This window comes from Agrobacterium sp. ICMP 6402, from assembly GCF_009498615.1.
GTDB classification, from domain to species: Bacteria; Pseudomonadota; Alphaproteobacteria; order Rhizobiales; family Rhizobiaceae; genus Agrobacterium; species Agrobacterium burrii.
In genome coordinates this window covers 714,155-728,894 of the sequence record NZ_QSNV01000001.1, presented here as the reverse complement: position 1 = coordinate 728,894, position 14,740 = coordinate 714,155, and the positions used below count along the sequence as shown (strand labels likewise).

Sequence of the window (14,740 nt, the reverse complement as noted above, 5' to 3'; positions counted from 1 at the left end):
CATATCCGCCCTCCTATTCGGCCGCTGCGAGCTGCATGTCAGCCGCTTTGTCCACCAGCGGGGCACGGAAGCTTTTCAGGCGCAGCGCATTTGTCAGGACAAATACGCTGGAAAGCGCCATGGCTCCGGCGGCAAGGACAGGCGACAGCAGAACGCCGTTGACAGGATACAATATTCCGGCCGCCACGGGAACGAGTGCTGCATTATAGGCAAAGGCCCAGAACAGATTCTGACCGATATTGCGGATCGTCGCCTTGGAAAGCGCAATCGCATTGGCAACACCGCGCAGATCGCCGGACATCAACACCACATCGGCGCTTTCGATGGCGACATCCGTGCCCGTGCCGATGGCAAGGCCGACATCGGCTGCCGCAAGCGCCGGCGCATCGTTGATGCCATCGCCGACAAAGGCGACGCGCCGGCCGCCGGCCGCAAGTCTTTTCACGGCCTCGACCTTGCCATCGGGCAGCACTTCCGCCACCACCTCATCGATGCCAAGGCGGCGAGCGATGGCTTCCGCCGTGCGGCGGTTATCGCCCGTGATCATCGTGACTTTGAGACCCAGCGCATGCAGCGCCGCAATTGCTTCCGGCGTCGACGGCTTTACCGGATCGGCAACGGCAATGATCACGGCCAACCTGCCATCAACGGCGGCATAAAGCGGTGACTGCCCTTCCCTGCCCAGCCGCTCGGCATCGCCGGCGAACATGGAAACATCGTAACCGAGCCTCGTCATGAAGCGGTCCGCGCCCGCTTCGACCTTACGGCCATCGACTATCGCCGCCACGCCGAAACCGGGGGTGGCCTCGAAGCCCTCCGCATCGGCAAGCGTCAGGCCGCCATGTTTCGCAGCCTCAATGATTGCCTCGGCGATCGGATGTTCGGAACGGCTCTCAAGCGAGGCAACGAGGCGCAGCACTTCATCCGCGTCGAACCCCTCAGTCGTGGTGAAATGCACCAGTGTCGGCTTGCCGAGCGTCAGCGTACCAGTCTTGTCGACGGCGATAACATCGGCATCGCGCAGCGTCTGGAGCGCGTCGCCGCGCCTGAACAGCACACCCATCTCGGCGGCGCGGCCGGTGCCGACCATGATAGAGGTGGGCGTGGCAAGGCCCATGGCGCAGGGACAGGCGATGATGAGGACTGCAACAGCGTTGACAAGCGCGAAGGTCAAAGCCGGGTCCGGCCCGAACACGAACCAGACGATGAAGGTGGCGAGCGCCGCCAGCATCACGGCTGGCACGAACCAGTTGGTCACCTTGTCCACCAGCGCCTGAATGGGCAGCTTGTCGGCCTGCGCTTCCTCGACCATGCGGATGATCTGCGCGATCAGCGTATCGGCGCCCACCTTGGTGGCGCGGAAGGTGAAGGAGCCATTGCGGTTGACCGTGCCGCCGACGACCTCGGAACCCGCGGTTTTCGTCACCGGGATCGGTTCACCTGTTATCATCGATTCATCGACGTAAGAGGAGCCATCGAGCACCAGGCCATCGACGGGCACCTTTTCGCCCGGACGAACGACAATCACATCACCAGTCTGTACATCCTGTAACGGCACATCGATGGTTTCGCCATTGCGCAGGACGCGGGCCGACTTGGCCTGCAGGCCAACCAGCCGTTTGATCGCCTCGCTGGTGCGGCCCTTGGCGCGCGCCTCGAGAAAACGGCCGAGCAGAATGAGCGTGACGATAACGGCCGCCGCCTCATAATAGACATTGGCGGTGCCGCGCGGCAGGATTTCCGGCAGGAAAGTCGCGACCACCGAAAATCCCCAGGCGGCGGCAGTGCCCAGCACCACCAGCGAATTCATGTCTGGTGCGAGCCGTAGAAGTGCGGGTATGCCCTTCTTGAAGAACCGCAGACCGGGTCCGAAAAGAACCAGCGTGGTCAGCGCAAATTGCAGATACCAGCTTTCCTGCATACCCACCGTTTCCATCACGAAATCATGGATGGCGGGGACCAGATGCGAACCCATCTCCAGCACGAAAACCGGCAGCGTCAGGGCAACGGCCACCGCAAGGCTGATTTTCAGGCCACGCAATTCGGCTTCGCGCCGGTCCGGCTCATCACCCTTGGCTTTGTCCGTGGCGATCTCGCTTGCATTATAACCTGCCTGCCTGATTGCTTCGGCCAGTCTGGCGGCAGAGACGGCACTGCCGGCAACGCGGACGGTGGCGCGTTCCGTCGCCAGATTGACGCTTGCATCGGAGACACCGGCGACAGCCTTCAGCGCCTTCTCCACGCGTCCGACGCAGGAGGCGCAGGTCATGCCCTCAATATCGAGTTCGATGGTTTTCTCATCGACGCCATATCCGGCATTCCGCACGGCTGCGATGACAGCCATCACATCGGGCGGGCCGGAAAAGGCAATATCGGCGCGCTCGGTAGCGAGATTGACCGAGGCCTTGAGAACCCCCGGCACTTTAGCAATCGCCTTCTCGACACGACCGACGCAGGAGGCGCATGTCATGCCATCGATCGCAATCTGATGACTCGCCCGGACCTCTATTTGTGACATGCGTATGACCCCTCTTTTCTTTATATCGAAAAAGATAGGGCTTCCCATCGTGGCAAGGTCAATAGGTTCTTTTTGATGATTTTCAAGAAGAGATGACGTGCACGTGAACGGGCGTTTTACGCCGGCTCAGGACTTGAAATAGGGGATAAATCAAAGGGAAGTTGGTGCGGACGGCGGGACTTGAACCCGCAAGACCAATGGTCGGCAGATTTTAAGTCTGCTGCGTCTACCGATTTCGCCACGTCCGCATTGCCGCGCCGCCTGCCGATCCGGCTCCGGCGCTGCAACTTGCTTCGTCATTATTCGGTGCAGGATTAAACAGTTCCGATCCCGAATGCCGACAGCGCCTCATCTACACAGGCAGAGCGGTTGCGGTCAACGGGGCCTCAGCCACACCAGGACTGATTTTTTGCAGATGCCGGATGTGCCAGCCCTTCGCGCACGAGCTGATCGGCAAAGGAGACGCCCGAACGCGAAAGCCGTTTGCGTTCCATGGCTTGCCCGCTGGCACCTGCGGAAGAGGCGACATCGAAGGTACCGGCATTCAGCATGTCGCGAAGCCTGACCTTGGCAATGAAACCGCGCTGACGCTCTTCCATGCAGCGCGCCCGGTCAATCTGCGGAACCTCGATGCCGGCGAGCTGCATTTTCACACCCTTCATCCAGAAGGTGTTGCCGTCGGCCACGCAATTGTTAAGCCCGGAGCGGCCACAAAAGGCAAAAGCACCGCTCTTTTCGCCGATCGAGATTTTTTCGACCGTGGGGCGGGTTTCCGGCAGGATGGCAGCGACCTTGCTCTGCGATGACGTGGATGGCATGGCGATGGAGCGTGGCGGCACCGGTCCGTTGCCGGGCGAAACCGGCGACGCGGGCCGAATGCTCGCCACCTTTTCCGGCGCGGCCGCCTCGCGTTTTGCAGCCGTGGCGAGTTTTGGAGAATTCGTCGTCGTGGATGTTGCCCTCGCAACATGGCGCTGCGGCAGAAGGCTGTCGCGATGTTCGTAAGCCTGAATGCCGCCGCCGACGAGGCCCAGCATCAGGACCCAGGGCCAAATGCTGCCGCCGCCAGATTTCTTCGCCGTGCGGCGTCGCGCTGCCGGTTTTCGATTGCTCACGATCGGACTCCTTCTTTACGGAGCCGCATTATCGGCCAAAGGAGTTTCCGAAAGGTTGGCGTTTTAGAGCGTTTGCGCTTTCCTCGAATCACGAAAACGCTCTAACTCTTTGTTTTGGCGCATTTCCGGGCGGAAAACCGGGTACACTTTTACTGGAATTGCTCGAACAGATCTGTGGATAAACGATCAGCGAACCTGATCGAGAAGCCGCTTGCATTCGAGCAGATCGAACAGGGCCTCCTGCAGCAGCGCCTGATCATCCTTGCCGATGCCCGATTTGCCAACCGATATTTCCGCATCGCTGTTGCCGAAGCCGAAGAAACGACCGCTCGGCTTGGCCTTCGGACGGCCGACGACCTCGTCCCCATCGGTATCGATGACGCGTGGTTCGGCAACTTCCTTTTCACCACTCGCCGCCATGATGGCTTCCATGGTTGCAAGATCACCCGAGGCAATGGCGGCCACGAAACGGTTGCCATTGGCTTTCAAAAGCTTCTGCACGCCCTTGATGGTGTAGCCATGATCATAGAGAAGATGGCGGATACCCTTCAGGAGATCGATATCATCCGGGCGGTAATAACGGCGGCCCCCGCCCCGTTTCATCGGCTTGATCTGCGGAAAGCGTGTTTCCCAGAAACGCAGCACGTGCTGCGGCAGGTTCAGCTCATCCGCAACTTCACTGATCGTCCGAAACGCGTCGGGGCTTTTGTCCAAACTACCACTCCCATCCGGACCTGGAGCGCCATGCATCCAGCCGGGTGCTGAACAGAACGCTTCTCACCCGCCGCACATAGCGCCGTCGCGAAAACCGTATCCGATCTTCACGCCGATGCCTGTCACGGCAAGATACCAATTATTAAAATTGATTATGATGCGAGTCGACCGGATTTCAACGGCTTGCACGTTGAAATTCAAGCGTGTTCACAAGAAGAATGGGGAAAAGGGCTTGCCATATGGCAAAAATGCCTTGCCGCAGCCAGCTTACGCCCCGGCCTTCTGGCCCTTTTGCTTGGCCTTGCGGGCCGTATGCGCCTTGAGAATACGCTGCTTCAGCACATTCGACGCCTTGAATGTCATGACGCGTCGCGGCGAAATCGGAACTTCCTCACCCGTTTTCGGGTTGCGGCCGATACGCTCGTTCTTTTCCCTGATCTGGAATGTCGCGAAGGACGACAGCTTGACGACCTCGCCACGGGTGATCGCGTTGCAAATCTCGTCGATGATCGTCTCGACCAACTCGGCGGATTCGGTGCGGGACAGCCCGACTTTACGAAACACAGATTCTGCAAGATCTGCGCGTGTCACTGTCTTCCCGGCCATTTTTCCCCGCAAACCCTGTCTGAATTTTTCTCTAGGAGCCGCCGAGATTATTTCCCTTGTGGCGACCGGTCAAGGGATTGTTCCAGATTCATTTGAAGCTTTCGGCAATCAGTGCAAGGGCTTAGGGCGCCCGGCGCGGTTTTGCCGCAACCACAGGGCGCTCAGGTGCGACGGATGAGGCCCCGGCCACAAAAAATACAACCGATTTCGCGTCCGCGCCTCCCCGCAGAATGAATTTGCCGTTACCAGCGCAGCAGCACCGCACCCCAGGTGAAACCGCCGCCCATGGCCTCCAGCATGACCAGATCGCCCTTCTTGATGCGGCCGTCACTGGCCGCAACGGCCAGCGCCAGCGGAATGGATGCGGCCGAGGTATTGCCGTGTTTATCGACAGTGATGACCACTTTTTCAGGATCGATGTTGAGCTTCTTCGCCGATCCGTCGATGATGCGCTTGTTGGCCTGATGCGGCACGAGCCAGTCGAGATCGTCCGCCGTCGTGCCCGTCGCTTCGAAAGCCTGCTCGATAACGTCGGTGATCATGCCGACGGCGTGTTTGAACACTTCCCGGCCTTCCATGCGCAGATGGCCGACGGTGCCTGTCGTGGAGGGTCCGCCATCGACATAGAGCTTTTCCTTGTGCGAACCGTCGGAGCGCAGTTGCGCGGTCAGAATACCACGATCGTCAGAGGTCCCCTCGCCTTCACCAGCTTCGAGAACGATAGCGCCTGCGCCATCGCCGAACAGAACGCAGGTGGTGCGGTCCTTCCAGTCGAGAATGCGCGAGAACGTTTCAGAGCCGATAACCAGAACGCGCTTGGCCATGCCACCGCGAATATAAAGATCGGCGGTCGAGACGGCATAGACGAAACCGGAACAGACGGCCTGCATGTCGAAGGCGAAACCATGGGTCATGCCGAGACGATTCTGGATATTCACTGCCGTTGCCGGAAAGGTGTTGTCCGGAGTCGACGTCGCCAGAATGATGAGGTCGATATCATCAGGGGTCAGACCGGCATTGTCGAGCGCAGCACGGGCCGCCGCCTCGCCGAGCGAAGCTGTCGTTTCGCCTTCACCGGCGATATAACGCTGCCGGATGCCCGTGCGCTGCACGATCCATTCGTCGGTGGTCTCGACGACCCCTTCAATTTCGCTGTTGGTCATGACACGCTTCGGAAGCGCTGCCCCGAAACCACGGACTATAGAGCGGATCATTCCCTTATTCCTCGTCAGCCACAAGAGCTTCGGGCGCCGGGGGCGGAAGTCGTCTTGCGTGGTAAATCTTCAGATCATTTTCTATCTTGGCCGTCAGACCGTTGTGAACCATGTCGTAGCCGACATCCACGGCGGAGGCAAAACCAATGGCATCCGTGCCGCCATGGCTCTTGATGACAATGCCGTTCAGGCCGAGAAACACGCCGCCATTGACCTTGCGCGGGTCCATCTTTTCCCTGAGCACATCAAAGGCGCTTTTCGCCAGAACATAACCGATCTTGGCAAAGAAGCTGCGGGAGATCGCCTCTCGCAGCAGCGTGGTGATCTGGCGTGCCGTGCCTTCGGCGGCCTTGAGCGCGATATTGCCGGTGAAACCTTCGGTCACCACGACATCCACCGTACCCTTGCCGATATCGTCGCCTTCAACGAAACCGCGATAATCGATGGTGCCGAGATCGGCCTCGCGGATCAGACGCCCGGCCTCACGCACTTCTTCCTGACCCTTGACCTCTTCGACGCCGACATTGAGCAGGCCGACGGTCGGGCGGTCGATATCGAACAGCGCACGCGCCATGGCGCCGCCCATCAGGGCGAAATCGAGCAATTGCTGGGAATCGGCACCAATCGTCGCACCCACGTCGAGAACGATGCTTTCGCCTTTCAGCGTCGGCCAGATGCCGGCGATGGCCGGGCGCTCCACCCGCGCCATGGTGCGCAAACAGAATTTGGCCATGGCCATGAGCGCGCCGGTATTGCCGGCAGAGACCACGACATCCGCCTCACCAAGCTTTACCGCCTCGATGGCGCGCCACATGCTGGAGACGTAGCGGCCACGGCGAAGCGCCTGGCTCGGCTTTTCGTCCATGGCGACCGAGACTTCACAATCGTGAAAGACCGACTTTTCCCGAAGCGCGGGATATTGTGCCAGAATGGGTTCGCATTTGCTCTTCTGCCCGTAGAGCAGAAAAGTTACATCGTTGTGCCGTTCAAGCGCCTTGGCGGCACCGGGTATGGCAACATCTGGGCCGAAATCGCCACCCATGACGTCAATTGCAATTCTGATCACTCGTCCCTTATCCTTTTTGCCGCCACTCAAGCGGATTTTGCGCGAAAATACCTTTTCCGGCTTTTGTTACAATAAAATTATTTCAGCCCAACGGGGCCATTCAGTCTTTTTTCCAATCTTTTAACGCGGCGAAAGGCGACGGGCGCTTTTCTTCTTCCGGCTCATTGTCGGCGGTTTCTGGAAATTCCGCCTCCGGCTTGCGCGGATAGGGATCGATCGCAAGGGCAGCGAATTCCGCAACCGCGGCACCGACATCGATGCTGTCGCCGGTGAACTGGTCGGGAATGTCAGGGCCATCGGGGTCGAGTACGATCTCGCCTTCCTCATTGGTGACCATCCGCGCCAGCTTCGATCCTTCCGGCACGAAAATATGCTCCACAGTCTCGTCGATCTTGCTCATGACCGGCTCCAGCGTCACGACACAGGACTGGGTTACGGCCGCATGCACCTCACCCTTGATCTTCACGCCATCCTTCTTCCACCGGGTAACCTGCAATTCCGCCTTCAGATATTCGACGGAAACCACATTCCAGAATTTCGCCAGCGCTTTCAGCTCCTCGGCATTGGCTTCGAGACCAATCCTGACGGGATTGGCGGAAATATGGCCTACCTTTACGGGATAGGAAAAAGGCAGGTCGTCATTTGCGGCGTGTCGCGTGTTCATGGTGAACCTCATCGTCCAGGCAAGGGCAGCGTCAGGCTTCCGGTTGCTATTGTTTCTTCGGAACCGGCGGAAAGGGCTGAAGAGGCTTCCATCATCCAGCCCGCCAGCCCGTCCAGCGTCGGCGCCGTCTCGTCTGCCTGCGGGTATATATTGCGCCGGAGCGCTGCGGCAAGGGCAACGGGGTCGGATGCATCCAGCGCCGCTGCATAGGATTCGAGCCGGCCATAGAACATGCCGGCGAATTTCTTCATGCGTTTCGGTACACCCTGATCGCCGATACCGAGTTCACGGATGGAGTGATCGATATCCTGAAAAAAGGCGTCGACGATCTCCTGCGCGATCTCCTGACCGCTGACCCCGGAGGATTTGGTGCGGCGGAAATAGAGAATCATGATGACCGACAGCATCTCGAAGCGGCCCATCACGGTATCGGGAACGCCGAGATCGAGATAAAAACCGGGCGTGCGGGCGGCAGCCGTCAGGATATCATATTGCCGGTCGACTATGGCGCGATTGTTGTTTTTCTTCTTGAACAGCCCGAATATCATCGTTTTTTTCCGAACGGGACCGGTGAATTCACTTACCACCCATCGCACTTGTTGCATGATCGTCAAAGCTGGTTTACCGAAGCATCCACGAATTGCAATGCTGTCACGGTCACGTTCGTCTTTTGGCTGAAACAGTCGAAGAGAACCGGAGGAGTTCCAAAAGACCGGGAAAGCATTGAATTTGGGGGGTGATCGGGATTTTCCGTCCCCGGATTGACACAATCATGTGCACAGACACTGTGCACCACGCAATGCCGGAAGGTGCCATTCATGATCGCAGTCGGGGAAACGCAGTTGAGCAAGCAGAAATCCGCAAGTCACGGCAAAATTCTGAGCAAGACGGCCATCGCAATCGTACTCGCATCCGGCCTGCTTTCCGCCTGCACCAGCACCACCGACGTGTTCCACAACGGCTACGTCATGGACGAACAGTCGCTTCAGCTGATCCCGGAAGGTTCCAGCCGCGAGCAGGTTCTTCTGACCATGGGCACGCCCTCCACCACGGCGACCTTCGGCAACGAGGTGTTCTATTACATCTCGCAGAAGCGCGTGCGCCGCGCTGCCTTCATGAAGCCGACGCTGGTCGAGCAGAACATTCTCGCCATCTATTTCAACAAGGACGGCGTTATCGAGCGCAAGGCCAATTACGCGCTGCAGGACGGCAAGGTCTTCGACACGATTTCGCGCACCACCCCGACCGGCGGCAAGGATCTCACCTTCCTGCAGCAGCTGCTGTCGGGCGGCACCTCGGGCGCCAATATCGCCAAGAGCATTCTCGGCCAGGGCAACAACACGCCCTGACCGGCAGACAAAAGCATTCGCAAAATCAAAGGCCCGGGGACTTCTCCCCGGGCCTTTTTGTATGTCAATGCTGCAAGCCCTCAGTGGGCAAGAACCGCGAGCAGCAGCAGCGCCACGATATTGGTGATCTTGATGGCCGGATTGACGGCCGGGCCGGCGGTATCCTTGTAAGGATCACCGACGGTATCGCCCGTCACCGACGCCTTGTGGGCGTCCGAACCCTTGACGTGACGCACACCATCCTTGTCGATGAAGCCGTCCTCGAAGCTCTTCTTGGCATTATCCCAGGCGCCACCGCCTGATGTCATGGAAATCGCCACGAACAGTCCGTTGATGATGACACCGAGCAGCGACGCCCCGAGTGCGGCAAAGGCTGACGCCTTGGACCCCGAGATCAGCAACACGCCGAAATAGACGACGAGTGGGGCCAGAACCGGCAGGAGCGACGGGATGATCATTTCCCGGATTGCCGCTTTCGTCAGCAGGTCCACGGCCTTGCCATAGTCCGGCTTTTCCGTTCCGGCCATGATGCCGGGTTTTTCGCGGAACTGGCGGCGAACTTCTTCGACGATGGCGCTTGCAGCCTTGCCCACCGCCGTCATGGCTATGCCGCCGAAGAGATAGGGGATGAGGCCGCCGAACAGCAGACCGGCAACGACGTAAGGATTGGCGAGGCTGAAGGAAATCTCGCCGATATCCTTGAAGTAGGGATAGGTATCGCCATTGGCGGCGAAATAGGACAGGTCGTTGGAGTAAGCGGCAAACAGCACCAGCGCGCCGAGACCGGCAGAGCCGATGGCGTAACCCTTGGTGACCGCTTTGGTGGTATTGCCGACAGCATCCAGCGCGTCGGTCGCCTTGCGGACGTCAGGATCGAGACCGGCCATTTCGGCAATGCCACCGGCATTGTCCGTGACCGGGCCGAAAGCGTCGAGCGCCACGATCATGCCCGCCAGCCCAAGCATGGCGGTGACGGCGATACCGGTGCCGAACAGGCCCGCGAGCTGGTAGGTGCCGATAATGCCGCCGACGATGACGATGGCCGGCAGCGCCGTCGATTCCAGCGAGACCGCAAGCCCCTGAATGACGTTGGTGCCGTGGCCGGTAACCGATGCCTGGGCGATGGAGTTGACCGGGCGCTTGTTGGTGCCGGTATAATATTCGGTGATGACGACGATCAGTGCCGTTACCACCAGACCGAGCAGACCGCAGAGGAAGAGGTTGGTGCCGGTGATCTCCATGCCGGCGACCGTGCCCACTGTTCCCCAACCGACCGTCGCATAGGTGGCGACCGCAAGGCCGGCGACCGAGAAGATACCGGTGGCGATCAGCCCCTTGTAAAGCGCGCCCATGATGGAATTGTTGGTGCCGAGCTTGACGAAGAAGGTGCCGGCAATCGAGGTCAGGATGCAGGCGCCGCAAATCGCCAGCGGATAGACCATGGCGCTTTCCAGTATCGGCGTTCCCGCAAAGAAGATCGCGGCGAGAACCATGGTCGCCACAACAGAGACGGCATAGGTCTCGAACAGGTCGGCCGCCATGCCGGCGCAGTCACCAACATTGTCGCCGACATTGTCGGCGATCGTTGCCGGGTTGCGGGGGTCATCCTCCGGAATACCTGCTTCGACCTTGCCGACGAGATCGCCGCCGACATCTGCGCCCTTGGTGAAGATGCCGCCGCCGAGACGGGCGAAGATGGAGATCAGCGAGGCGCCGAAACCGAGCGACACCAGCGCGTCGATCACCTCACGCGAGCCGGCCGGGTGGCCCATCACCGAAGTCAGGATGTAATAATAGATGGAGACGCCGAGCAGCGCGAGACCCGCCACCAGCATGCCGGTGATGGCGCCCGACTTGAAGGCGATATCGAGGCCCGCGCCAAGGCTGTGCGAGGCTGCCTGCGCGGTGCGCAGATTGGCGCGCACGGAGACATGCATGCCGACGAAACCGGCCGCCCCTGAAAGAACCGCGCCGATGAGGAAGCCGATGGCCGCCATGGCCGACAGCAGATACCAGGCCAGAATGGCGACGATCAGTCCGACGATGGCGATGGTGAGATATTGACGGGTGAGATAAGCCTGTGCGCCTTCACGGATATAACCTGCTATTTCACGCATACGCTCGTTGCCCTGATCGGCATCGAGAACACTCTTGGTCGCCCATACCGCGTAAACCACGGACAGGATACCGCATAAAATTACTATGGGTATTACGGTCATGCGCACTTACCTCCCAAAAGGCCGGGTCTCACTCCCTCCCCGGCGTGACGAACCATCTGCGTGAACCTGAAGCACGATCGCCCGTGCACAAGGCTCTCTCCGGGCCGTTTGTTCCCTCCCAAGGAAAAACGACCTGCGCGGCAAGATTGCGTTGGCGAAAGGTGCGGCGTCAAGCCCACAAATTTGCCTGAAACATGAAAGGGGTAGAGAACGAACGCGACTTTACGCAGCGTTTTTGCGCTGCCTCAGCAGCAGCGACAAAACGAGCAGCAGGCAAAGCCCCGCAACCGGCCAGATGACAAGGTTCATCACCGACCAGCCCCATGCCGTAAACACCTTGCCGGAAGAGAAGGAAGACAGCGCCACCGTGCCGAACAGCACGATATCGTGGAAGCCCTGCACCTTGTCCGCCTCATGTGGGCGGTAGCTTGACGTGATGATGGCAGTTGCGCCGATGAAACCGAAATTCCAGCCAAGCCCGAGGAGAATCAGCGCCGCCCAGAAGTTCCACAATTCGATGCCCATATGGGCAACGATGGCGCAGGCCATCAGCACGATAACGCCGACCGCCACGATTTTTTCCGCACCGAATCGGGAAATCAGCATGCCGGTGAAGAAGCTGGGAGCGAACATGGCCAGAACGTGCCACTGGATACCGAGCGTGGCGAGTTCGGTGGGGAAACCGCAGCCGACCACCATGGCAAGCGGCGCGCCGGTCATCATGAAGGTCATCAAGGCGTAAGAGCCGATGCCGCAGATCATGCCGGTGATGAAACGCTGTGTGCGGACGATTTCCGACAGCGGGCGCACGGCCTCCGTATGGGTGGATGCGGCCTTCGGGTCGGGCAATTTCAGGAATGCCAGAATGGCGATCGACACGAGACCGAGCGGCACCAGTGCGATGAACGCGCCGGCAAAAGTGACCGGTGCGAGCAGGTCCTTGCCGAGGATAGCCAGTTGCGGCCCGACGATGGCCGAAATGATGCCGCCTGCCAGAATCCAGGAAATAGCCTTCGGCTTGTAGAAGGATGGCGATGCATCGGCTGCGGCGAAACGGATTTTCTGCGTGAAGCCGCCGGAGATACCGATCAGCAGCAGGCCGACGGCAAACAGCCAGAAATCAGAGCGGAAGAGCGCCACCGCGGCGATGCCGCCGCCGATCGAGCACATCAGCGCGCCGACCATGAAACCGGCCTTGCGGCCGAGAAACCGTGAGGCCGCCGCAACGCAGATGGCGCCGAGCGCCACGCCGATATTGAAGCCTGTGAGCGGCGCGGTTGCCAGTGATTTGTCGGCGCCGAGCAGCTGATAACCGGCAAGCGCGCCGACCGAAAAGCTTAAAGGCGCGGCCGATCCCATGATCGCCTGCGCCATGGTCAGCAGGAAGACGTTGCGCTTCGCCTCGTCCAGTTGAACTTCAAGCCCGGGGACGGAAACGGCGCTCATGTCTTCCTCACCTAATGTATTTTAGCGTTTTGCCTCGCCGCGCACCTGCTTGGCAATGCGGTCAAGCACCGCATTCACCAGCTTTGGCTCGTCGTGTTCGAAGAAAGCACGGGCGATTTCGACATATTCCGTGACGATGACGGCAACCGGCACGTCATTGCGCTCGAGGATTTCGAATGTGCCGGCGCGAAGAATGGCGCGCACGGTGGCGTCGAGACGCGACAGCGGCCAGTCTTCCAGAAGGGCGGAACGCACCAGGGGGTCGATCTTCGTCTGGTCACGGACGACGCCGGAGACGATAGAGCGGAACCACGACGGATCGGCCTTCAGGTAGGTATCGCCATCGACTTCCTGGCCGAGCCGGTGCGCCTCATATTCGGCCACGACTTCCATCACGCCGGTGCCACCGACATCCATCTGGTAGAGCGCCTGCACGGCCGCAAGGCGGGCCGCGCCGCGCTGGTTGGCCGGCTTTACCGAAGGCTGGCGCGGTTCGCCGCCATTATCAACATTCGACATGCGCTCAGCCACCCAGTTTTTTCTTCAGTTCGATCATGGTCAGCGCCGCACGGGCAGCAAAACCGCCCTTGTCCTTGTCGGAACGGCGCACGCGGGACCATGCCTGCTCGTCATTTTCGACAGTCAGGATGCCGTTGCCGATCGGCAGCGATTCGCTGACGGCGAGGTCCATCAGGGCGCGGGAGGATTCGTTGGAGACGATATCGAAGTGATAGGTCTCGCCACGAATTACCATGCCGAGGGCGACGAAACCGTCATATTCCGTGCCGTCATTGTCGGCACCGTCCAGCGCCATGGCGATGGCGGCGGGGATTTCGAGCGCGCCGGGAACGGTGATGACGTCATAGGTAGCGCCTGCCTCATCAAGCGCAAACTTCGCGCCTTCGAGAAGGGCGTCCGCCATATCGTCGTAAAAACGTGCTTCCACGATAAGAAGATGAGGTTTGGACATAAGATTTTCCTGAAAAGGTTCGCGCCGGATCATACCGGCTTTTGCGGCGGTCAAACCACGACTGGCTGTTTTTGGCAAGTAATTTCATAAATCGCACGCACAGGACGCCGCGTTTGCGGGCCGTTTTGCCGAAGTTTATACCTTATCCGAAGCGGCTTGCAAAAATCAGGTTTTCTGGAAAGCGAGGTGGATGCCCAGCCCCATCAGCACCGTTCCCGCAGCGCGGCGGGCAATCACCTGCACGGCGCTTGAACGCTTCAGACGCCCAACCATGGCGCCGGCCAGAAGCACGCCAAAAAGATCGGCGGAGGAAAAAATGAAGTTGACGGCGATGCCGAGGATCAGCAATTGCAGCCAGACCGGAAAGGCCGCCGCCGGATCGACAAATTGCGGCAGGAAGGCCAGAAAGAACAGCGCGGTTTTCGGATTGAGCACATCGACGATGATGCTGTCGATAAAGGCGCGCCTTGCCGATTTCGGCTCGATGGTCAGATTGACCGCTTCGCCTTCCAGCTTGCTGCGCAGCATCGAGAAACCGAGCCAGATGAGATAAAGCGCGCCGCAGAGCTTTACCGCCAGATAAAGCCACGGCACCGCCTGAAACAGCACGGAAAGCCCTGCCGCAGAAGCAACGATGTGGACATAGCAGCCGACATGGATGCCAAGCACCGCCATCAGCCCGGCAAACCGGCCACGCGCCATGGTTTGCGCCGCCGCGTAAAGCATGGCCGGGCCGGGAATATAGGCAAACAGGGCGGTGGTGATGAAAAAGGCTGTCAGCAGCTCAAAAGACGGCATGATGTGTTCCCCTACCCCGTTTGGCTCGCAATCGATTTCAAACGGCCGAATGACGTCTTTA

Annotated in this window: 14 protein-coding genes and 1 tRNA gene; 1 reads left to right on the top strand and 14 read right to left on the bottom strand. The window is 59.6% G+C overall.

The features are described 5' to 3' along the window. Positions 1-13: 13 nt before the first annotated feature. The 9 genes from DXT96_RS03670 to DXT96_RS03630 form a co-directional block, all read right to left on the bottom strand. Positions 14-2,518, bottom strand: a complete 2,505-nt coding sequence (locus DXT96_RS03670; RefSeq protein ID WP_153513550.1) for a heavy metal translocating P-type ATPase — start codon at positions 2,516-2,518, stop codon at positions 14-16. A gap of 162 nt (positions 2,519-2,680) precedes the next feature. Next, positions 2,681-2,766, bottom strand: a tRNA-Leu gene (locus tag DXT96_RS03665). 138 nt (positions 2,767-2,904) lie between these two features. Next, entirely contained in the window at positions 2,905-3,633 is a 729-nt protein-coding gene (locus DXT96_RS03660) for a nuclease (protein WP_149897864.1), read from the bottom strand. 186 nt (positions 3,634-3,819) lie between these two features. After that, positions 3,820-4,347, bottom strand: a complete 528-nt coding sequence (locus tag DXT96_RS03655) for a MerR family transcriptional regulator (protein WP_153513549.1) — start codon at positions 4,345-4,347, stop codon at positions 3,820-3,822. A 267-nt stretch (positions 4,348-4,614) separates the two neighbouring features. Next, positions 4,615-4,953: an integration host factor subunit alpha gene (locus tag DXT96_RS03650; RefSeq protein WP_003502236.1), complete on the bottom strand. Its 339-nt coding sequence runs from the start codon at positions 4,951-4,953 to the stop codon at positions 4,615-4,617. A gap of 242 nt (positions 4,954-5,195) precedes the next feature. Next, a complete protein-coding gene (locus DXT96_RS03645; protein WP_153513548.1) occupies positions 5,196-6,167 on the bottom strand; it encodes a beta-ketoacyl-ACP synthase III in 972 nt (323 codons plus the stop codon). A 4-nt stretch (positions 6,168-6,171) separates the two neighbouring features. Continuing rightward, positions 6,172-7,233: a phosphate acyltransferase PlsX gene (gene plsX / locus DXT96_RS03640; protein WP_149897867.1), complete on the bottom strand. Its 1,062-nt coding sequence runs from the start codon at positions 7,231-7,233 to the stop codon at positions 6,172-6,174. Positions 7,234-7,333: 100 nt separating this feature from the next. Beyond that, positions 7,334-7,897, bottom strand: coding sequence for a DUF177 domain-containing protein (locus DXT96_RS03635; RefSeq protein WP_149897868.1), 564 nt, complete (start codon positions 7,895-7,897; stop codon positions 7,334-7,336). An 8-nt stretch (positions 7,898-7,905) separates the two neighbouring features. Next, a complete protein-coding gene (locus DXT96_RS03630) occupies positions 7,906-8,445 on the bottom strand; it encodes a ubiquinol-cytochrome C chaperone family protein (protein ID WP_153513546.1) in 540 nt (179 codons plus the stop codon). Between the two features lie 270 nt (positions 8,446-8,715). Between DXT96_RS03630 and DXT96_RS03625 the strand changes: the two genes are divergently transcribed. Continuing rightward, positions 8,716-9,246 carry an outer membrane protein assembly factor BamE gene (locus DXT96_RS03625; protein ID WP_149897870.1) on the top strand — a complete coding sequence of 177 codons (531 nt, stop codon included), beginning with the start codon at positions 8,716-8,718 and terminating at the stop codon, positions 9,244-9,246. Positions 9,247-9,326: 80 nt separating this feature from the next. Here the strand turns inward: DXT96_RS03625 and DXT96_RS03620 are convergent, their stop codons facing one another. The 5 genes from DXT96_RS03620 to DXT96_RS03600 form a co-directional block, all read right to left on the bottom strand. Next, positions 9,327-11,465 carry a sodium-translocating pyrophosphatase gene (locus DXT96_RS03620; RefSeq protein WP_149897871.1) on the bottom strand — a complete coding sequence of 713 codons (2,139 nt, stop codon included), beginning with the start codon at positions 11,463-11,465 and terminating at the stop codon, positions 9,327-9,329. 222 nt (positions 11,466-11,687) lie between these two features. After that, a complete protein-coding gene (locus DXT96_RS03615) occupies positions 11,688-12,911 on the bottom strand; it encodes an MFS transporter (RefSeq protein WP_153513545.1) in 1,224 nt (407 codons plus the stop codon). A gap of 21 nt (positions 12,912-12,932) precedes the next feature. Continuing rightward, positions 12,933-13,430 (bottom strand): transcription antitermination factor NusB, encoded by a 498-nt coding sequence (gene nusB / locus DXT96_RS03610; RefSeq protein ID WP_046798873.1) that lies wholly within the window; start codon positions 13,428-13,430, stop codon positions 12,933-12,935. A gap of 4 nt (positions 13,431-13,434) precedes the next feature. Continuing rightward, positions 13,435-13,881 carry a 6,7-dimethyl-8-ribityllumazine synthase gene (locus DXT96_RS03605; RefSeq protein ID WP_236776538.1) on the bottom strand — a complete coding sequence of 149 codons (447 nt, stop codon included), beginning with the start codon at positions 13,879-13,881 and terminating at the stop codon, positions 13,435-13,437. A gap of 165 nt (positions 13,882-14,046) precedes the next feature. After that, positions 14,047-14,679: a LysE family translocator gene (locus DXT96_RS03600; protein WP_153513544.1), complete on the bottom strand. Its 633-nt coding sequence runs from the start codon at positions 14,677-14,679 to the stop codon at positions 14,047-14,049. Positions 14,680-14,740: the final 61 nt, after the last annotated feature.

Coding starts and splice junctions, on each gene's coding strand:
- DXT96_RS03670 (WP_153513550.1), bottom strand. CDS start 2,518: ATGTCACAAATAGAGGTCCGGGCGAGTCATCAGATTGCGATCGATGGC.
- DXT96_RS03650 (WP_003502236.1), bottom strand. CDS start 4,953: ATGGCCGGGAAGACAGTGACACGCGCAGATCTTGCAGAATCTGTGTTT.
- DXT96_RS03645 (WP_153513548.1), bottom strand. CDS start 6,167: ATGATCCGCTCTATAGTCCGTGGTTTCGGGGCAGCGCTTCCGAAGCGT.
- DXT96_RS03635 (WP_149897868.1), bottom strand. CDS start 7,897: ATGAACACGCGACACGCCGCAAATGACGACCTGCCTTTTTCCTATCCC.
- DXT96_RS03630 (WP_153513546.1), bottom strand. CDS start 8,445: ATGATATTCGGGCTGTTCAAGAAGAAAAACAACAATCGCGCCATAGTC.
- DXT96_RS03625 (WP_149897870.1), top strand. CDS start 8,716: ATGATCGCAGTCGGGGAAACGCAGTTGAGCAAGCAGAAATCCGCAAGT.
- DXT96_RS03620 (WP_149897871.1), bottom strand. CDS start 11,465: ATGACCGTAATACCCATAGTAATTTTATGCGGTATCCTGTCCGTGGTT.
- DXT96_RS03615 (WP_153513545.1), bottom strand. CDS start 12,911: ATGAGCGCCGTTTCCGTCCCCGGGCTTGAAGTTCAACTGGACGAGGCG.
- nusB (WP_046798873.1), bottom strand. CDS start 13,430: ATGTCGAATGTTGATAATGGCGGCGAACCGCGCCAGCCTTCGGTAAAG.
- DXT96_RS03605 (WP_236776538.1), bottom strand. CDS start 13,881: ATGTCCAAACCTCATCTTCTTATCGTGGAAGCACGTTTTTACGACGAT.
- DXT96_RS03600 (WP_153513544.1), bottom strand. CDS start 14,679: ATGCCGTCTTTTGAGCTGCTGACAGCCTTTTTCATCACCACCGCCCTG.